The 17,759-nt window shown below is 66.3% G+C and carries 18 protein-coding genes; 12 read left to right on the forward strand and 6 right to left on the reverse strand.

Annotated features, from left to right (window positions below; all coding sequences use genetic code 11):
• Window positions 1–104 precede the first annotated feature (104 nt).
• The 5 genes from IE116_RS17080 to IE116_RS17100 all read left to right on the forward strand — a co-directional run bounded on the left by IE116_RS17080 (window position 105) and on the right by IE116_RS17100 (window position 4,669).
• Complete coding sequence (locus IE116_RS17080; RefSeq protein WP_189614126.1) at window positions 105–674, forward strand: carboxymuconolactone decarboxylase family protein; 570 nt, start codon at window positions 105–107, stop codon at window positions 672–674.
• Entirely contained in the window at window positions 671–1,501 is an 831-nt protein-coding gene (locus tag IE116_RS17085; RefSeq protein WP_189614127.1) for an amidohydrolase family protein, read from the forward strand. Before IE116_RS17080 ends, IE116_RS17085 begins: the two co-directional genes overlap by 4 nt.
• 210 nt (window positions 1,502–1,711) lie before the next feature.
• On the forward strand, window positions 1,712–2,695 hold the full coding sequence (locus IE116_RS17090; RefSeq protein ID WP_189614128.1) for a Bug family tripartite tricarboxylate transporter substrate binding protein: 984 nt from the start codon (window positions 1,712–1,714) through the stop codon (window positions 2,693–2,695).
• A gap of 5 nt (window positions 2,696–2,700) precedes the next feature.
• A complete protein-coding gene (locus IE116_RS17095) occupies window positions 2,701–3,606 on the forward strand; it encodes an alpha/beta fold hydrolase (RefSeq protein WP_229828247.1) in 906 nt (301 codons plus the stop codon).
• 49 nt (window positions 3,607–3,655) lie between these two features.
• Complete coding sequence (locus IE116_RS17100) at window positions 3,656–4,669, forward strand: Bug family tripartite tricarboxylate transporter substrate binding protein (protein ID WP_189614129.1); 1,014 nt, start codon at window positions 3,656–3,658, stop codon at window positions 4,667–4,669.
• A 59-nt stretch (window positions 4,670–4,728) separates the two neighbouring features.
• Here IE116_RS17100 and IE116_RS17105 read toward each other — a convergent pair whose 3' ends face one another.
• Complete coding sequence (locus tag IE116_RS17105; RefSeq protein WP_373303049.1) at window positions 4,729–5,913, reverse strand: MFS transporter; 1,185 nt, start codon at window positions 5,911–5,913, stop codon at window positions 4,729–4,731.
• A gap of 222 nt (window positions 5,914–6,135) precedes the next feature.
• Between IE116_RS17105 and IE116_RS17110 the strand changes: the two genes are divergently transcribed.
• On the forward strand, window positions 6,136–7,059 hold the full coding sequence (locus IE116_RS17110) for a LysR family transcriptional regulator (protein WP_189614130.1): 924 nt from the start codon (window positions 6,136–6,138) through the stop codon (window positions 7,057–7,059).
• Between the two features lie 56 nt (window positions 7,060–7,115).
• Here the strand turns inward: IE116_RS17110 and IE116_RS17115 are convergent, their stop codons facing one another.
• The 4 genes from IE116_RS17115 to IE116_RS17130 form a co-directional block, all read right to left on the reverse strand.
• Window positions 7,116–7,904 (reverse strand): enoyl-CoA hydratase-related protein, encoded by a 789-nt coding sequence (locus tag IE116_RS17115; RefSeq protein ID WP_189614131.1) that lies wholly within the window; start codon window positions 7,902–7,904, stop codon window positions 7,116–7,118.
• 4 nt (window positions 7,905–7,908) lie between these two features.
• A complete protein-coding gene (locus IE116_RS17120) occupies window positions 7,909–8,520 on the reverse strand; it encodes a glutathione S-transferase (protein WP_189614132.1) in 612 nt (203 codons plus the stop codon).
• A gap of 66 nt (window positions 8,521–8,586) precedes the next feature.
• Window positions 8,587–9,351, reverse strand: coding sequence for an enoyl-CoA hydratase-related protein (locus IE116_RS17125; protein WP_189614133.1), 765 nt, complete (start codon window positions 9,349–9,351; stop codon window positions 8,587–8,589).
• Between the two features lie 48 nt (window positions 9,352–9,399).
• Window positions 9,400–10,629, reverse strand: coding sequence for a CaiB/BaiF CoA transferase family protein (locus tag IE116_RS17130; protein ID WP_189614134.1), 1,230 nt, complete (start codon window positions 10,627–10,629; stop codon window positions 9,400–9,402).
• A gap of 308 nt (window positions 10,630–10,937) precedes the next feature.
• Between IE116_RS17130 and IE116_RS17135 the strand changes: the two genes are divergently transcribed.
• The 4 genes from IE116_RS17135 to thpR are packed head-to-tail and all read left to right on the forward strand — an operon-like array spanning window position 10,938 to window position 14,548.
• Entirely contained in the window at window positions 10,938–12,014 is a 1,077-nt protein-coding gene (locus IE116_RS17135) for a TauD/TfdA family dioxygenase (protein WP_189614135.1), read from the forward strand.
• Between the two features lie 26 nt (window positions 12,015–12,040).
• Window positions 12,041–13,066 carry a tripartite tricarboxylate transporter substrate binding protein gene (locus IE116_RS17140; RefSeq protein WP_189614136.1) on the forward strand — a complete coding sequence of 342 codons (1,026 nt, stop codon included), beginning with the start codon at window positions 12,041–12,043 and terminating at the stop codon, window positions 13,064–13,066.
• Between the two features lie 22 nt (window positions 13,067–13,088).
• Window positions 13,089–13,793, forward strand: a complete 705-nt coding sequence (locus IE116_RS17145) for a GntR family transcriptional regulator (RefSeq protein WP_189614137.1) — start codon at window positions 13,089–13,091, stop codon at window positions 13,791–13,793.
• Between the two features lie 2 nt (window positions 13,794–13,795).
• Window positions 13,796–14,548, forward strand: coding sequence for an RNA 2',3'-cyclic phosphodiesterase (thpR, locus tag IE116_RS17150; protein ID WP_189614138.1), 753 nt, complete (start codon window positions 13,796–13,798; stop codon window positions 14,546–14,548).
• Window positions 14,549–14,555: 7 nt separating this feature from the next.
• Here thpR and IE116_RS17155 read toward each other — a convergent pair whose 3' ends face one another.
• The gene (locus tag IE116_RS17155; protein ID WP_189614139.1) at window positions 14,556–15,329 is read right to left on the reverse strand and encodes an IclR family transcriptional regulator domain-containing protein; all 774 of its coding nucleotides are present in this window, start codon (window positions 15,327–15,329) and stop codon (window positions 14,556–14,558) included.
• A 150-nt stretch (window positions 15,330–15,479) separates the two neighbouring features.
• On the opposite strand from IE116_RS17155, the gene IE116_RS17160 reads away from it, so the two are divergent.
• Both IE116_RS17160 and IE116_RS17165 read left to right on the forward strand, forming a co-directional pair.
• Entirely contained in the window at window positions 15,480–16,457 is a 978-nt protein-coding gene (locus tag IE116_RS17160) for a Bug family tripartite tricarboxylate transporter substrate binding protein (protein ID WP_189614140.1), read from the forward strand.
• 52 nt (window positions 16,458–16,509) lie between these two features.
• Window positions 16,510–17,757 (forward strand): aromatic ring-hydroxylating oxygenase subunit alpha, encoded by a 1,248-nt coding sequence (locus tag IE116_RS17165; RefSeq protein ID WP_189614141.1) that lies wholly within the window; start codon window positions 16,510–16,512, stop codon window positions 17,755–17,757.
• Window positions 17,758–17,759 lie beyond the last annotated feature (2 nt).

The following is a 17,759-nucleotide window of genomic DNA, read 5'->3' on the forward strand; positions in this document are numbered from 1 at the left end:
GGCGGCGCACGGGCGCTACGCTAGGGACGCGGTCGCCGGCCGCGCCGCCATGGGCTCTTCCGGGCCCATCCTTCTGACCGCATCTTTTCGTTCGCACCCACGCCATGCCACGTATTACGCTGCCCTCCCCCGATACCATGAACGCCGACCAGCGCGCCGTCTACGACAAGGTCGTGAACGGCCCGCGCGGCAAGATCGAAGGGCCATTGCGTGCGGCCCTGGTCAATGCCGAACTGGCCGATTGCTGGCAGGCCATGGGCGCCCTGCTGCGCTATCGCACGACGCTCTCGCCGCGCCATTCCGAACTGGCCATCATGGTGACGGGCCGCTATTGCCGCTCGCCGTTCGAGTGGTTCGCGCATCGCCCCGCTGCCGAAAAAGCCGGGCTGGAAACCGCCATCATTGAAGACCTGCTGGCGCAGCGCACGCCCGATCTGGCCGGCGCGGATCTTGCGGTGTACCGCTATGCGATGGAACTGAACCAGTACCGCTCGGTATCGGACAAGACCCACGCGGCCGCCGTGGAAGCCCTGGACGAACGCGGCACGGTCGAACTGACCGCGCTGGTGGGCTATTACACGCTGGTGGCGATGACCCTGAACTCGCAGGAAATCCCGTTGCCTGAAGGCGTGGCGCCGGCCTTCCCGCTGCCGCAACACGAGGAACTCAAATGAATCTGGATCTCGAAGCCGACCTGCGTGCAGGCGGATGGGATTGCCACACGCATGTGTTCGGCCCCTATGCGGACTTTCCATTGGCCGATGACCGCAGCTACACGCCGCCCGAAGCCACCCAGGACGATTACGTGGCGCACCTGGCCCGGCTTGGACTGAAGCATGGCGTGCTGGTCCACCCCAGCGCCTACGGCGAGGACGACAGCCTGCTGCGCAATGCGTTGGCTGCGCATCCGGACTGGCGGGGCGTGATCGTCAAGCAGCGCGCCACGCGCCCGGAACTGGTCGAGCTGCGCGAGCTGGGCGTGCGTGCCGCCCGATTCAGCCAGCGCAGCGGCGCGGGGGCCAACTTTGCGGGCAGCGCGTCGTTCGCCGATCTGCAGACCATGGCGCCTGACCTGGCCAATGCCGGCATGCATGCGGAGCTCTGGACCGACTGCCTGACCCTGGACACCCTGGCCGACTCGATCGGAAAGCTGCCCATTCCGGTCGTGATCGACCACATGGGCGGCTTCGATGTGAAAGCCGGCGTCGATGCGCCTGGCTTTCGCGCCCTGCTGTCCTTGCTGGAAAGCGGGCAGGTGTGGGTCAAGCTGTGCGCCTATCGGAACACGCTGGGCGGCTCGCTGGAACAGGCGCAGCCCTTTCAGGAAGCGATGATGGCGGCCAATCCGGATCGCCTGGTGTGGGGCAGCGACTGGCCGCACCTGCGGGTCAACCCCGCGCCCGACGCCGCCGAACTGCTGGCCACCTTCCGGCGCTGGGCCGGCAGCGACGAGCGCGTGCGCGCTGTGCTGATCGACAACCCGGCCCGCCTGTACGCGTGAGCCCGGACCGGCGCACCTGACCGGGCACAGGGCCTGCCGATGCGAGCCAGGTGCCCCCGTCCGGCCGGGCCTTCCCGCCCGTCAGGCATATCTGCTTTGCTCTCCCGGCGGCTGGCTTGGCGGCCAGCTTCTGCCACCATGACGGAAAACGCGTGACCGCGAGCGTGTCCCCCACGCCCGGCCGCGACACAACACCGTCGGGAGACAGCATTGACCAACACTACACGCCGTACCCTCGTCCTGGGCGCGCTCGCGCTGCCCTTCGCGTCGCTGTCCACGCGCGCCCTGGCGCAGGCGGGCTGGCCTGACCGTCCCTTGCGCATCATCGTGCCGTTGGCGCCGGGGGGCTCGGCCGACGCGGTCTGCCGCCTGCTCAGCAATGGGCTGAGCCAGGTGCTGGGCCAGACGGTGGTGGTGGAAAACAAGCCGGGCGCCGGCGGCATTACCGGCCTGTCGGAAGTCGCGCGCGCCAAGCCCGATGGCTACACGCTGGGCTATTCGCTGGCAGGCGCCCTGACGGTCGCACCGCACATCGCTACGCGCATGCCCTACCAGATGAGCGACCTGACGCCGGTGTCGCAAGTCGTGGCCGTGCCCGAGATCATCGTCGTCAATCCCAAGCTGGGTGTGAACACGCTGCAGGAATTGATTGCCTATGCGCGCGCCAATCCGGGCAAGGTCAACTTCGGGTCGGCCGGCAATGCCACCATCCCGCATCTGGGCGGCGAGCTCCTCAAGCGCACCGCCAAGATCGACATCGTGCACATCCCCTACCGCGGCTCGGGCCCGGCCCTGAACGACCTGCTGGCCGGTCAGGTGCAGATGATGGTGTCCGACATCACCCTGGTCCGCTCGCATATCGAAGCCGGTCGCCTGGTCGGCCTCGCCGTGGCGGGGCCGGCCCGGGTGTCCGAATTGCCCAAGGTGCCAACGACCGCGGAAGCCGGCGTGCCCGGCATGGTCGTGTCGAACTGGCACGGCATCGTCGGCCCGGCCGGCATGTCGCCCGCCTTGCTGCAGACGCTGCATGCCGCAATCCGCAAGGCCATCGACATGCCCGAGATCAAGCAACGCCTGGAGAAGGAGGGCGCTGATGCCGTGGCCAGTTCGTCGGCCGAATTCGCAACCTTCCTGGCCAAGGAAAGCAGCGTGTGGGGCGGGCTGACCAAGGAATTGGGAATCAAGTGGGACTGATGTCGATGACGTCGATGCAAATTTTGAATGCGGGTGCCGCCGGTGCGATGGCTGATGCGGCGGCCGATGTTGCGGCGGCTGCGGCGTCATCTGCCGTGCATGCCGCGCAGGCTGGCATTCATTCCCTCTCCGGACATACCGTGACGCATGGCGATGTCCGCATCGCCGTCGCCACGTGCGGCAGTGGCCCGGTCATCGTGTTGCTGCCCTCCCTGGGCCGGGATGTCGAAGACTTCTTTCCCATCGCGCCGCTGCTGGCCGCGCGCGGCTATCGCGCCGTCATGCCCAGCCCGCGCGGTATTGGCGGGAGCGTAGGGCCGCTGACCGGCATCACCCTGCATGACTTTGCCGACGACATCGCCGCCGTCATTGCACATGAGGGCGCGCAGCCTGCGCTGGTGGCGGGCCATGCCTTCGGCAACTGGGTCGCCCGCAACACGGCGATCGATCATCCCGATCGCGTCGCGGCCGTGGCCGTGCTGGCGGCAGCCCACAAGGACTTTCCGCGCGAGCTGCGTGCCCACATTGATGGCGCCATGGACGTGAGCCTGGAGCGCGACCTGCGCCTGGCGCATCTGCGCGCGGCCTTCTTTTCGGCGGGCGGCGATCCATCACCCTGGCTCGATGGCTGGTATCCCGATGTCGCGCGCGCGCAGCGCGCCGCGTCGGCCGCCACGCCGGTCGCTGGCTGGTGGACGGCCGGCCGCGTGCCGGTGCTGGATGTGCAGGCCGCCAACGATCCATTTGCGCCCGCCAGTGGTGCCCATTTGCTGCGCGATGAATTGGGCGCCGATCGCGTCACGGTGCGCGTGGTCGGACCGGCGGGTCATGCCCTGCTGCCCGACCAGCCTGCCGCAGTCGCAGAGGCCCTTGCGGACTTTGCCGACAGAGTCCTGCCAAAACATCCCTAGACCGCTAATCAAAAAAACACATAACAACTCAATCACAAGAGAGACGCCCATGTCCAAGCACCGCCCTTCCCTGCGCCGCCGCCTTGCGGCAAGCCTGAGTGCCGGCCTGATCGCATCCACCTTTGGCGCTTTTCTGATGCTGGCCGCCGCACCCGCGCACGCCGCCTACCCGGAGCGCGCCGTCCGCCTGATCGTGCCCTTTCCTGCCGGCGGCGCGGCCGACATGATGGCCCGCAGCCTGGCGCAAAAGCTGTCGGAACAGCTTGGCCAACAAGTGGTGGTCGACAACCGGGGCGGCGCCGGCGGCACGACCGCAGCCGAAGCGGCCATCGGGGCCAACCCCGATGGCTACACGCTGTTCTTTGGCACCATGGGCACGCAGGCCATCAACCCGGCCCTATACCCCAAGCTGCGCTACGACCCGGTCAAGGATTTCGAATACGTCAGCCTGACCCACACCACGCCCCGCGTGCTGGTCGTGCATCCGTCGGTCGATGCCAAGACCGTGCAGGAACTGATCGTCCTGGCCAAGAAGAACCCGGGCAAGCTCACCTACGGGTCGGCCGGCAATGGCAGTTCGAGCCACCTGTCGGGCGCGCTGTTCGCATCGATGGCCGGCGTCGAAATGCTGCACATACCGTACAAGGGCAGCGCCCCCTTGCTCAACGACCTGATCGCCGGCCGCCTGTCCATGACCTTCGATTCGTACGCGGTCTATGGCGAGCACATCAAGAGCGGCAAGGTCCGGCCACTGGGCGTGACCAGCATCACCCGCATCACCAGCGCGCCCGATATCCCGACGATCTCCGAGTCGGGCCTGAAAGGCTATGACGTCTCGAACTGGCTTGGCCTGCTGGCTCCCAAGGGCACATCGCAGGATGTCGTCGCGCGCCTGAACGCGGCGGTGGTCAAGGCGTCGTCCGACAAGGCCACGCGCGATCAGCTGGCCGCCAGCGGCATCGAAACCACGTCCAGCACGCCCGAGGCTTTCAAGGCGCTGGTCGTCAAAGAGATCCCGAAGTGGGCGGAAGTCGTCAAGAAGTCGGGCGCGACGGTGGACTGAGGCGATTCGCTGCGGGCCTGAATCTGCAGGACTCAGGGTGGCGACCTAGCGCTGCGGCATCAACGGCTGTTCGATGGAAAGCCCGCGCGCCCCGCCCAGGCCACCCACACGGCGGCCGCAAGCAGCACCACCAGGACCGGCGCAAACGCTCCCGTGCCCACCCGGTCCAGCAGCACTCCGCCCAGCAGTCCTCCGCCTGCAATCGCCAGGTTCCACACCGTGACCAGCATGGACTGTGCGACATCGGCCGCGTCGCCCGCAGCCTTGTCCAGCGCCGTCTGGAACAAGGTCGCGGCGCCACCGAACGCCACGCCCCACGCGGCCACGGCGGCATAGACCAGCACCGGTACATCACTTGCCACGCCCAGCGTGCATGCCGCCAGGCCAAACATCAGTGTGCTGACGAGTGTCAATGTACGCAGATGACGATCGATCAGTACACCGATGATCCAGATACCGACCAGCGACATCATGCCGAACACGAGCAGCACGGTGTCGGTGCGGCCCGGCATGCCCGACGCCGCCAGGAACGGCGCAATGTAGGTGTAGAGCAGGTTGTGCGCCAGCGCGAAGGACAGCACCACGAACAGCACACTGCGGATGCCCGGCAGCCGGAATACATGGCCCAGCGCCAGCCGCTTGCCCGAGGCCTGGCCCGCAAAGTCCGGCACCTGGATCCGCACCCAGGCCAGCACGACCAGCGCCAGGGCACTCATGATCCCGAAGCCGACCCGCCATCCGAGCATCGTGCCCAGAAAGGCGCCTGCAGGCACGCCCAGCGACAGGGCCAGCGGCGTGCCGACCATGGCAACCGCGATCGCGCGGCCCTTCTGGTGATCCGGGACCATGCGCGCGGCATAGCCTGCCAGCAACGCCCACACCAGCCCTGCGGACACTCCGGCCACAAAGCGTGCCGCCATCGTCAATGCAAAGCTGGTCGACACCGTGGTGATCGTGTTGACCACGACAAAGCCTGCCAAGGCCGCCATCAGCAAGGGGCGGCGCCGCACGTGTTGCGTGGCCAGCGTCAGGGGCACCGCCGCGATCAAAGACCCGATCGCGTAGATCGTGACGGTCTGGCCAACCCATGATTCGGACACCGCCAGGCCTGCGGCCATCTGCGGCAGCAGACCTGCGGGCAAGGCTTCGGTCAGGATCGTGATGAAGGCCGCCAGGGCCAGCGCCAGCAGCGATGCCAGGGGCAGGCGGTCGGCCTGGTCCACTTGATGATGCGATGGATGCAGTGACGCACCAGAAGAAGGTGCAGCAAGGGGGGATGCCGCACGTGGCGACGCCGTAGGCACAGGCGCGGCAGGCAGCTCGTCACAGGTCGGCGTAGCAGGCAAGGACACGGAAACTCTCTCTTCAATGATCGTTGCCGCCACGATAGTCAGCGGGCGATTAAAGAAAAAGTGGGGTAGAGTTCCGCGTTGTGCGGACACGGGCGTCCGCAATGGGAATGGCGCATGGACAGTCTGAACGGCTTCGTGGTGTTTGTGCAAGTGGCCGACACCCGCAGTTTTGTGGCAGCCGGCCGGCAGCTGGGCGTGTCGGCTTCGGCCGTGGGAAAAAGTGTCGCGCGGCTGGAAGACAAGCTGGGCGTGCGCCTGTTCCACCGCAGCACACGCAGCATCACCCTGACGGCCGAAGGCCTGTTGTTCCTGGAACGCAGCCGGCGCATTCTGGCCGAGATTGAAGCAGCCGAGCTGGAACTGTCGGCCACCACCGCCGCACCGCGCGGCCGCCTGCGCGTCAGCCTGCCGCTTGTCAGCGAACTGATGTTGCCGATCCTGGCCGACTTCATGCGGCAGTACCCCGACATCGAACTGGACCTGGACTTTACCGACCGGCTGGTGGACGTGATCGAAGAAGGATTCGATGCCGTCGTGCGGACGGGCGATCCGACCGACTCGCGACTGTCGGCCAGGCGCCTGGGGGCCTTCCGGCAAGTCATCGTTGCTGCTCCGGATTACCTGGCGCGGCGCGGCACGCCCAAGTTTCCCGAGGACCTGCTGGGCCACGATTGCCTGCACTATCGCTATACCCACACCGGCAAGGTCGAACCGTGGCCGCTGCGTTTGCCCGACGGCACGCCCGGCCTGGAATTGCCGATATCCATGGTGTGCAACAACTGCGAGACGCGGGTGTGTTTTGCGGAACGTGGACTGGGCATTGCCTGCCTGCCGGACTTTGCCGTGCGGTCCCATCTTGCCGATGGCCGGCTGGTGGTGGTGCTGCCGGAACACGTGGGCCGCACCGGCGCGTTCCATGTGCTCTGGCCAGCAAGCAAGCATCCGTCACCCAAGCTGCGCGCCCTGGTGGATTACCTGAGCGCGCACGTCTTTCCGACCAGTCCGGAGTCGGGCGGCCTTTGGATCACAGCCCCCTGATGCAGGCCCTCTGAATCAAGGCCCTCGATTCAGCGACCCTTTCAGCACCCCCTCGATCACCGCCCCTTGAACTGCGGCGCGCGCTTCTCCATGAACGCCCGCATGCCTTCCTTTTGATCCTCGCTGTCGAACAGGCGCTCGAACGCCCGTCGCTCCAGCGCCAGTCCGGCATCCAGGCTGGCGTCACCCCCAAAGCGGACCACCTCCCGAATGGCTCTGACGGCGAGCGGTGGCGCGTCGGCGATCTGCGCCGCCACAGCCAGGGCACGCTCCAGCGCCTTGCCCTCGGGCACCAGATCGCTCACCAGATTCGCGGCATGGAAGGCCGCGGCCGGAATGCGTTCCCCCGTCAGTGTCCACAGCAGGGTCTTATACGACCCCGCCGCGCGCAACAGCCGCTGCGTGCCGCCCGCGCCCGGCATGATGCCCACGCGGATCTCGGGCTGGCCAAAGCTGGCGCCCTCGGCCGCGATCACGATGTCGCAGGCCAGCGCCAGTTCGCACCCGCCGCCCAATGCATAGCCTTCCACGGCCGCAATCACCGGTTTGCTCAAACCCTTCAGTACACGGAAGACCTTGTCGGTTTCGAGCAGCACGTGATCGGTCGGCCGCATGTCCGACATCTCGACAATGTCGGTACCCGCCACGAAGTAGCCGCCCGCGCCCGTCAACACCACGCACGCGACCTGGTCATCGGCTTCAAACGCCTGGAAGGCCTCGACCAGTTCCTGCTTCACCTGCAGATTCAGCGCATTCTTGCGGTCAGGCCGGTCGATGGTGACGATGCCTACCTTGCCCTGCCGCTCGCTGCGCACCAACGGGCGCGCCGGGTCCTTCGATGTCATGGCGTCACTCACCCAGGTCGGGCGACGTGTCGCGGTAGGCGTCGCGTGCCTCGACCGTGGCGAACCATGCCGCCAGCTTTGGCGCGCGCGCACGCCACCCGAAGGCGTCGAAGCGGAAATCGAGGTAACCCAGCGCGCACGCCACGGCCACGTGACCGATCGCGAACGGGGTCCGGGTCAATGCTTCGGCCTCGTTGTCGAGCAGCGCGAGCGCCGCGATCGTCTTGGTTTCGAACGCCGCGATGAGCACGTCGGAGCGCGATGCGTCGCTGCGCTCGCGTTCGTTGCGCCACAGGATTTCGGCATCGAGCATGCCGTCGCCCAGGGCCTGCCAGCGCAGCGCGGGCCACTTCCCGTCGCCCGTCGGAAAAAAGGTGCCGCCGGCTTTGTCGTTCAGGTACTCGCAGATCACCACCGAGTCGAACAAGGTGGACCCGTCGTCGAGCACCAGCGTCGGGATCTTGCTGAGCGGGTTGTCGCGCATCAGGGCTTCGTTGGGCTTGAGCATCGCGGCGACCGACCGCACCTTTTCAAAGGCGCCGAGCTGGCCGGTTTCCTGCGCAACGATCATGACCTTGCGCACATAGGGCGACTTGGGCGACCAGTGCAATTTCATGGGAGTGTCTCCAGGCCGCGCCAACGCCGGCGGGCCGTTTTTGATGGGTAGGTCAAGTGCGTCGGATCAGCGGCCAGTAAACACAGGCGCGCGCTTTTCGACCACCGAGCGCGTGGCCTCGCGCGCGTCTTCCGTCATCATCAGACGGGTGCTGTACTGCTGTTCGAGCTCGTAGCCTTCGTCCACCGGCATGGTCTCGATGCGGTTCAACGCTTCCTTCATCAGGCGCAATCCGATCGGGCTCTTCTTGGCAATGATGCCTGCCAGATCCATGGCGGTTGGCATCAGGCGGCGCGGTGTCACCACCTGCTCGACCATGCCGACCCGGTGCGCTTCCCACGCGCTGATCGGCTCGCCTGTAAAGGCCATCAGCCGCAACGTGCCCTGCGGCACGAGGCGCCCGGTATGCGCGCCGCCACCACAGCGGCCGACGTTGATCTCGGGCATGGCAAAGGTGGCTTTTTCGGACGCGATGCGGATGTCGCTTGCGCCCGCCAGCACGCACCCCGCGCCCAGCGCCGGACCGTTGACGGCCGCAATCACCGGCACGCGGCAATGGCGGATCGCCTTGAAGGTGGCGCGCACGATGCTGGCGCGATGCGGGTCTTCTTCCGGCGTGGCGGCCAGAAATTCCTGCAGGTCCAGGCCTGCGCAAAAAGCCTTGGTGCCCTTCGCGGTAAACACCACCACGTTGACGTCGTCCATCGTGCTGATCTCGTCGAACACGCGGGTGATCTCGGAGTAACGCGCCAGTGTCAGCACGTTGACCGGCGGGTAGTCGAGCGTAACGGTGGCAATACGATGGGCTTTCTCGACGATGATGCCGTCCATGGGGTCTTCCTGTCTCGGTGTCGTTATGTGGAGGGGATATTCGTGGATTCAGATCGCGCCGGATGCGCGCAGGCCGGCGATGCCTTCCTCGTCGTAACCCAGGTCGCGCAGAATCTTGTCAGCATGCTGACCAAGCAGCGGCGGCGGCAGGTCGTACTGGATCGGCGCGTCGCTGAAGCGGATGGGATTGGCCACCTGCGGCACATCGCGGCCCGATGGATGGGGCAGATGCATCAGCATGCCGCGATCACGCACCTGCGGATCTTCGAACACTTCGGGCACGGTGTTGATCGGCCCGCAGGGCACGCCCACGCGGTCCAGCGCGGCAGTCAGCTCCGCGCGCGAATAGCCCGAGAACGCCTCGTCCAGCATGGCCTTCAGTACACCGATATTCCGTACACGTTGCGCATTGGTGGCAAAGCGTTCGTCGCGCACCCAGTCGGACTTGCCCAGCACGTCGCACAGCCGCGCGAACTGGCCGTCGTTGCCGACCACCAGGATCACATTGCCATCGTTGCAGCGGAATACGTCCTGCGGCTGGATGTTCGGGTGGGCGTTGCCATTGCGCTGCGGCACCTTGTCGGACACCAGGTAGTTCATGGCCTGGTTGGCCAGCGTCGCCACCTGCACGTCCAGCATGCCGATGTCGATGGTCTCGCCCTGCCCCGTCTGGTCGCGGCGCGCGACCGCGGCCAGCACGGCCACTGCCGTGTACATGCCCGTCATCAGGTCGACGATGGGCACGCCGACCTTTTGTGGACCGCCACCGGGCTGCCCGTCGCGTTCACCTGTCACGCTCATCAAACCGCCCATGGCCTGGATCAGGAAGTCGTAGGCGGGCTGATCGCGGCGCGGGCCGGTCTGGCCGAAACCGGTCACCGAACAATAGATCAGCTTGGGGTTGATCGCCCGCAAGGACGCGGCGTCCAGCCCATATCGCGCCAGCGTCCCGGCCTTGAAGTTTTCCAGCACGATGTCGGCGTTGGCCGCGAGTTCGCGCACGATCTTCTGGCCGTCCGGATGATCCAGGCTGACGGTGATCGACTGCTTGCCCCGGTTCACCGCCAGGTAATAGCCGGCCTCGGCGGTATCGTGGCCTTCGGCATCTTTCAGGAACGGCGGCCCCCAGGACCGCGTGTCGTCGCCCGCGCCCGGGCGTTCGACCTTGATCACTTCGGCGCCCAGGTCGGCAAGCAGTTGGCCTGCCCACGGCGCGGCAAGGATACGACTCAGATCGAGCACCTTCAGGTGCGACAGTGGCCCACGACCGGCATTCATTCCACGATGTCTCCGGCGGCAGTCGGTGCTGCCGCGATGATTTGGGGGGCGATGGCGCCCGTTCACTCGAAGTGTGCAAGTCGCAGGCCTGGAAAGGCAGCCCGGGCCGCATCAAACCTGCTATGCATTGCCCGGCTGAACCCCTGCAAACCCGCATGGGCGCTGGAAAACCCCAGGATTGACAGATTGTCGACAATCCTAAAAACTGGCCTGACGAACACGCGGGGCGGCCTCAAGCCGCCACCGCGCGTCACTGCCCGGCCAGGCCTGAACGCCTGCACGGGCCTGCAGTCATCAGGAGACAGACCATGTTGACGACGCCCTCTGCCCCGCAGCACGCCGGTCCTTCGGCCGGTATCCAAAGCGGGCTTCCCGTCCGCCCCCTGGACGGCCCCGAAGTCTGGAGTGGCGCCAGCCTGCGCGACCGCACCGACTGGATCACCCACCTGACGCCGGCCGAAATCGCCGAACTGGCTGGCGCGGTGGCCGCGCTCAAGTCGGCCGGCACGCCCGACATGGGATTCGACGCAAGTGACTTCCGGATTCCCCTGGTTGCCGAACGCCTGGCCGAAGTGCGCGACACGCTGGAAGGCGGCCGGGGCTTTGCCCTGCTGCGCGGCCTGCCGATGGCGGACTATTCCGATGCCGACGGCCGGCTGCTGTTCTGGGGACTGGCCCAGCACCTGGGCGATCCGCAAGGCCAGGACGGCGCCGGCAACCGCATGCACAGCGTCACCAACACCGGCATGCGCGTCGAACCAGGCAACTCGGTACGCAGCTTCCAGACCGACGACGAGCTGACGTTTCACAACGACGGCGGCGATGCTTTCATGCTCCTCTGCCTGCGGCCTGCCAAGTCGGGCGGCATGAGCAAACTGGTCAGCGTCGCGCACCTGTACAACGAGGTCCTGCGGCGTCGGCCCGACTTGGTCGCCACCCTGCAGGAACCCTTCCACTTCGATACGCGCGGCCAGCACCCGACCGGCATGAAGATACAGTCCGTGCCCATCCTGAACTTCCACGAAGGCCGGCTGAGCGCGCTGTACAAGCGCCGCTACCTGCGTCTGGCGCAGGAAAATCCGGACGTGCCCCGCCTGACCCGGGCGCAGCAGGACGCCATCGACCTGATCGAAAGCCTCTGCAACGATCCCGACGTGCAGCTCAATTTCTATATGGAAGCGGGCGACATCCAGATCGCCAACAACTACTCGGTGCTGCACGCGCGCAGCAAGTACGAAGACGTGGACGATCCGGCGCGGCGCCGCCACCTGTTGCGCGCGTGGCTGACCTTGCCGAACGGCCGGCCGTTGCCAAAAGTGTTTGGGTTGACGCGCGAATTTTCGCAGTCCTACGCCAGCCGTCATGGCGACGCCCTGCCCGCCTGATCGCCAGCGTGCATTGGCCGGCCTTCATGGCCGGCCTGCTGATTGCCTTGCGCTACCTTCCTGGAAAAATGACCATGCTCAAACGCGCGCTTTCGCTGGTGCTCGGCCTGTGCCTGCTGTCCGGATTGCCGGAGGGCGTCGCCCGCGCCGCCGAGGCCTATCCCGACCGGCCGGTACGGTTGGTGGTGCCCTACACCCCGGGCGGCAATACGGACCTGCTGGCCCGGGTGATCGCGCAGAAGCTGGGCGATGCCTGGAAGCAATCCGTGGTGGTCGAAAACCGCGCCGGGGCGGCGGGCACGATCGGCGTGGACCTGGTCGCCAAATCGAAACCCGACGGCTACACCATCGTGCTGGGCACCTTCGGCAACATTCTGACGGCGCCGGGGCTGTACAAGAACTTGCCGTACGACCCGGTCAAGGACCTGGCCCCCGTCATTCTGTTGGCCGAGCCCGCCACCGCGCTGGTCGTGCATCCGGGCGTGCCGGTCAATTCCGTAACCGAGCTGATCGCCCATGCCAAGGCCCACCCGGGCGCACTCAACTACGGGTCATCGGGCAGCGGGTCGTCCAACCACCTGTTTGGCGCGCTGTTCGCGTCGATGGCCAATGTCAAGATGACGCATGTGCCGTACAAGGGCAGCGGCCCGGCTGTCAACGATCTGGTGGGCGGCATGATCCAGTTGTCGTTCGCACCTTTTCCGCTGGTGCTGGAACAGATCAAGGCCGGCAAGCTCAAGGCCTTGGCGGTGACCGGCGCGAGACGTTCGCCCGCCCTGCCCCAGGTGCCGACCGTGGCCGAAGCCGGCTTGCCCGGCTACGAGGCCATCGGCTGGTTTGCGCTGATGGCGCCTGCCGGTACGCCGCGCTCGATTTTGAGCAAGCTCAACACCGATATCGACCGTATCCTGAAGACACCCGAAGTGCGCGCCAGCCTGGCCGCCGAAGGGGCCGACCCGGTCGGTGGCAGCATCGACGATGCGGCCGCATCGATCACTGAAGGCGTGCGCAAGTGGGGCACGCTCGTGCAGCAACTCGACATCACGCTCTGATCACGCGGCTCAGGAATCCGACATGGCCACGCTGCGCTCTGCTGTGCCGACGCCCGTCCCGACCCATTCGCTGGTCGAGCAGATCGCCTTGCGTCTGGCCGACGACATCGTCACGGGCGTGTACCTGCCCGGTGAACGACTCAAGGAACAGGACATTGCCGCGCGCTTCGGCACCAGCCGTGCGCCCCTGCGCGAAGCCTTCCGCCTGCTCGAGCGCGATGGCCTGATCCGCATGATGCCGTGGCGCGGCGTGTGCGTGACGGACTACACCCGCGATGAAGTACGGGAACTGTTCGAGATCCGCGCCGACCTGCTGGCCATGTGCGTGCAGCGCATCGTCGTCCAGGGTGACCCGGCGCAGCTGGCCGCCGTGCGAGCCGCCATCGACGGGCTGTCGGCCCTGACGGAAGCCGGTGGCGATGAACGCGACTACAAACAGGCCACCGCCGCGTTGAGCGCGATGCTGTCCGAGATGACCGGCAACCGCTACCTGCACCGCCTGGTGACCGACTTCCGGCAGCGCCTGCTCTGGTATTACTGCTTTCTTGGCCAGTCGACGATCGAGCGGCGGCGCGAGTCCAATCGTTTGTGGGGCGATATGCTGGCGGCCATGGAGCGCAGGGATGCGTGGGCTGCGGCCGCCGCCGCGCAACATGTCACGATGGCGACTGCAGCCTTTGCCTTGCAGCTTGCCGATGCACGGGTAGCTCGGCAATCCGTGGCCTGACCATGATCGCCTCTTCTTCCAGGCAGGACCCGACTGCCGACATGAATCGCGCACACGATTTTTCTGCGCCCGATCAACCCGTGTCCGATCCGCCTGCGTCTGGTCATCCGGAAGCCGGCCCCGCCGCGAACGACCGTGACGACGCCACCGACAACACCGCGCGCGTGGCGTGGCAACGCTGCTTCATCGCGCTTGCCCCCGACCTGCCCACCCGGACCACCCTGGCGGCCTATCGCACGCCACCCCGCGCGCGGGCCACGCTGTTCGATGACCTGCACCTGACGCTGGCGTTCGTGGGCGGCCTGACGCAGCAGCAGGCCGAACACCTTGCCGCCGCCCTGCCCGGCCTGGCCGCACCGGTCGTCGACCTGCCCGCCCTGCCCTTCGACGGGCTGGAACGCTGGCCCGAAGGCGATGCGCCGCGTGTGCTGGTGGCGACCTATCGTGTGCCGCCGCTGCTTGCCGGATTGGTGGATGACGTCCAGCTACTGGTCTCGGGCGCCGGCCTGCCCGTCGACTCGCGACCTTTCCGCGCGCACATCACGTTGGCGCGCTACCTGCGGCGCGCGCCCGTCACGCTCGATGTCGCAGGTGTCCCGACCCAGGTCTCCGATCCCCCACTCGGGCCTTCGCCCGCGTGCCGGCTGCCCCCTTCGCGCTTCACCCACCTGGCCTTGTACACGCGGTCAGAGGCCCCGGGCGGACCGCGCTATCGCGTGCTGGCGCAGGTGCCGTTACACGCACCGATGGCTTGACGCCGCGTCACAGCATCGCCGTCAACATCCGCCGGCCGCGCTGCACTTCGGGCAGCAAGGTGTCGATCATCGCCGCAAGCGTAAAGCGCGAGGTGGACGCGACGATGCTCATGGCGGCCACCGTTCGGCCATGCATGTCTTGCACGGGCACCGCGATCGACCGCAGCCCGAGCTCCAGCTCTTCATCGCTGACGGCGTAGCCCTCGCGGCGGACGTCGTCCAGCAGGGCCAGCAGCTCGGGCACATCGATGCGCGTACGCGGCGTCAGCGGCCGCCGCGCCATCCGCAGCAGGATGTGCTCGGCTTCCTCCGGCGCCAGCGCGGCCAGCAGCACCCTGCCCGTCGCGGCGCTGTGCACCGGCAGCCGTGACCCCATCCCCAGGCCATGCGACAGGCTGCGCCGTGTCGCGGCACGCGCGACGAACACCACGTTCGTTCCGTCCAGCACCGCCAGCGAACTGGATTCCTGCGTCCGTTCGCTGATCGCTTCCAGCACCGGCTGCACGAGCTTGGGCAAAGGGCTGGAGGTGACATAGGCATGGCCCAGACGCAGCACCCGCGGCGCCAGCCGGAAGGTCTTGCCGTCCGTCTCGACATAGCCGAGCCGTTGCAGGGTCAACAGCGATCGCCGCGTCGTGGCGCGCGGATGCCCGGTGATTTCCGCAGCTTCACTCAGCGTCAGCGGGCCATTGCGGATACCGAAGGCCTCGATCACCGCCAGCCCCTTTTCCAGGCCGGCGACATATTCCTTGTCTTCCTTGCTGCGGACTTCCTCAACCATGTGCCATCCCGCCGTTTGTTCGATTTGCGAACATAGTAGCCGGAATCGTTGACCGACCAAATAGGACGAACTAGTGTTCGCTTTGCGACAAACTGTTCGACAAAACAAGATGCGACGCTTTTGGCGTTGCACGAATCTGAGGACACCCGGATGAGACACCCCCTGCTGACCGCCTGTACGGCGGCCCTTGCCTGTACGTTTGCCCTTGCCGCTCCGCTGGCCGGCGCCGCCGACTTCCCGACCAAACCGATCCGCATCGTGGTGCCGTATTCGGCGGGCGGCACCGCCGACGTGCTGCCGCGGATCATTGGCGAAAAGCTGACTGCCATGTGGGGCCAGCCGGTCATCATCGACAACCGGCCTGGCGCAGGCGGCAACATCGGCGCCGACATGGTGGCCAAGGCCGCGCCCGACGGCTACACCCTGATGGCCACGCCCCCCGCGCCGCTGGCCATCAATCGCTACCTGTACAAGAATCTGCCGTTCGACCCCGAAGCCTTTGTGCCGGTGACCATCCTGGCCAAGGTGCCCAATGTGCTGGCGGTGCAGAACAACCTGCCGCCCAAGTCGGCGACCGAATTCCTGAACTACGCGCGCACCCGCAATGGCCACGTCACGGTGGCCACCCAAGGCAACGGCACCACGTCGCACCTGACGGGCGCCATGGTCGCGAACCAGGCACGCGCCAGCTTCGTCTTCGTGCCGTACAAGGGAACCGCGCCCGCACTGGCCGACCTGATGGGCGGGCAGGTGGACGCCTTTTTCGACAACATCAGCTCGGCCTACCGCCAGCACGAAGCCGGCAAGGTGCGCATCCTGGCCGTGACCAGCAACACCCGCAGCCCCTTGCTGCCCAAGGTGCCGACGCTGGCCGAGTCCGGCTTGCCGGGCTTTGACGTCAGCACCTGGTTCGGCGTGGTCGCCCCCGCAGGCACGCCTGCCGAGGTCGTGCAGAAACTCAATGCCGGCATCGTCGAAGTCCTGAAGATGGCCGACGTGCAGCAGAAATTCATCGAGCAGGGCGCGCAGGTGGTGGGCGACACGCCCAGGCAGATGGGCGAGTTCCTGGATGCCGAGCGCATCAAGTGGAAGAAGGCCATCGCCACTGCCGACGTTTCGATCAACTGACACCGCCATCAACTGATCTTCCTGCCAGACCGACATCACCAAAGGACCGCGCATGAGCGATATCCATCCCCTTCAGGACGCCCGCCAGTGGGCGCCCGGCCTGACCCGCGTGCCGTACTGGCTGTACCGCGACGAACCCGTCTACCGCGAGGAGCAGCAGAAGGTCTTTCAGGGCCCGACCTGGAATTACCTGTGCCTGGAAGCCGAGATTTCAGAACCTGGCGATTACCGAACGACATTCGTTGGTGACATGCCGGTGATCGTGGTGCGCGATGAAGAAGGCGATCTGCAGGCCTTCGAAAATCGCTGCGCGCATCGCGGCGCATTGATCGCGCTCAAGGAAGGCGGCAAGGCGCAGGACTTCAGCTGCGTCTACCACGCGTGGCGCTACGACCTGCAGGGCAACCTGAAAGGCGTCGCGTTTGAAAACGGCGTGAACGGGAAGGGCGGCATGCCACCCGACTTCTGCAAGGAAGACCACGGCCCGCGCAAGCTGCGCACCGCCAGCGTGTCAGGCATCGTGTTCGGCAGCCTGCATGAAGACGTGCCCGACATCGAGGAATACCTGGGTGACGAGATCGTCGAGCGCATCGAGCGAGTCATGTGCAAACCGGTCGAGGTGATCGGCCGCTTCAAGCAGACGATTCCGAACAACTGGAAGCTGTACATGGAAAACGTGAAGGACTCGTACCACGCGAGTCTGCTGCACGTGTTCTTCACCACGTTCAACATCAATCGGCTGTCGCAGAAGGGCGGTGTGATCGTGAGCGAAAGCGGCGCGCACCACGTCAGCTATTCCAAGGTGTCGCACCAGCCGCAGGCCAGCACCGAATACAGCGCGGAAAAGCTGCGGTCCGACAAGGAAGACTATGCCCTGGCCGACCCCACCATGCTGGACGGCTGTGATGAATTCCGCGACGGCATCACGCTGCAGATCCTGTCGGTGTTTCCGGGGTTCGTGCTGGCGCAGATCCAGAACACGCTGGCGATCCGCCAGGTGCTGCCGTCCGGCATCGACAAGACGGTACTGAACTGGACCTATCTGGGGTTCAAGGACGACACGCCCGAACTGCGGCGCATGCGGCTCAAGCAATCGAACCTGACCGGTCCGGCGGGCTTCGTGTCCATGGAAGACGGGGCCGTGGGCGGCTTCGTGCAGCGCGGCATTGCCGGCACGGTCGCCAATGAAGAGGCCATCCTGGAAATGGGCGGCGCGGGCATCGAGACGCAAGAGAACCGCACCACCGAAGCATCGGTGCGCGGCTTCTGGAATGCCTACCGCAACTACATGGAGATCTGAGC

The organism is Pigmentiphaga litoralis (genome assembly GCF_014651835.1).
Lineage (GTDB): Bacteria > Pseudomonadota > Gammaproteobacteria > Burkholderiales > Burkholderiaceae_B > Pigmentiphaga > Pigmentiphaga litoralis.

Excerpts from the sequence above, each read along its gene's own strand:
- IE116_RS17160 (WP_189614140.1), top strand. The coding sequence starts at position 15,480 with ATGAGACACCCCCTGCTGACCGCCTGTACGGCGGCCCTTGCCTGTACG.
- IE116_RS17080 (WP_189614126.1), top strand. The coding sequence starts at position 105 with ATGCCACGTATTACGCTGCCCTCCCCCGATACCATGAACGCCGACCAG.
- IE116_RS17095 (WP_229828247.1), top strand. The coding sequence starts at position 2,701 with ATGACGTCGATGCAAATTTTGAATGCGGGTGCCGCCGGTGCGATGGCT.
- IE116_RS17085 (WP_189614127.1), top strand. The coding sequence starts at position 671 with ATGAATCTGGATCTCGAAGCCGACCTGCGTGCAGGCGGATGGGATTGC.
- IE116_RS17125 (WP_189614133.1), bottom strand. The coding sequence starts at position 9,351 with ATGGACGGCATCATCGTCGAGAAAGCCCATCGTATTGCCACCGTTACG.
- IE116_RS17115 (WP_189614131.1), bottom strand. The coding sequence starts at position 7,904 with ATGACATCGAAGGACCCGGCGCGCCCGTTGGTGCGCAGCGAGCGGCAG.
- IE116_RS17140 (WP_189614136.1), top strand. The coding sequence starts at position 12,041 with ATGGCCGGCCTGCTGATTGCCTTGCGCTACCTTCCTGGAAAAATGACC.
- IE116_RS17145 (WP_189614137.1), top strand. The coding sequence starts at position 13,089 with ATGGCCACGCTGCGCTCTGCTGTGCCGACGCCCGTCCCGACCCATTCG.
- IE116_RS17135 (WP_189614135.1), top strand. The coding sequence starts at position 10,938 with ATGTTGACGACGCCCTCTGCCCCGCAGCACGCCGGTCCTTCGGCCGGT.
- IE116_RS17100 (WP_189614129.1), top strand. The coding sequence starts at position 3,656 with ATGTCCAAGCACCGCCCTTCCCTGCGCCGCCGCCTTGCGGCAAGCCTG.
- IE116_RS17120 (WP_189614132.1), bottom strand. The coding sequence starts at position 8,520 with ATGAAATTGCACTGGTCGCCCAAGTCGCCCTATGTGCGCAAGGTCATG.
- IE116_RS17130 (WP_189614134.1), bottom strand. The coding sequence starts at position 10,629 with ATGAATGCCGGTCGTGGGCCACTGTCGCACCTGAAGGTGCTCGATCTG.
- IE116_RS17110 (WP_189614130.1), top strand. The coding sequence starts at position 6,136 with ATGGACAGTCTGAACGGCTTCGTGGTGTTTGTGCAAGTGGCCGACACC.
- IE116_RS17155 (WP_189614139.1), bottom strand. The coding sequence starts at position 15,329 with ATGGTTGAGGAAGTCCGCAGCAAGGAAGACAAGGAATATGTCGCCGGC.
- IE116_RS17165 (WP_189614141.1), top strand. The coding sequence starts at position 16,510 with ATGAGCGATATCCATCCCCTTCAGGACGCCCGCCAGTGGGCGCCCGGC.
- thpR (WP_189614138.1), top strand. The coding sequence starts at position 13,796 with ATGATCGCCTCTTCTTCCAGGCAGGACCCGACTGCCGACATGAATCGC.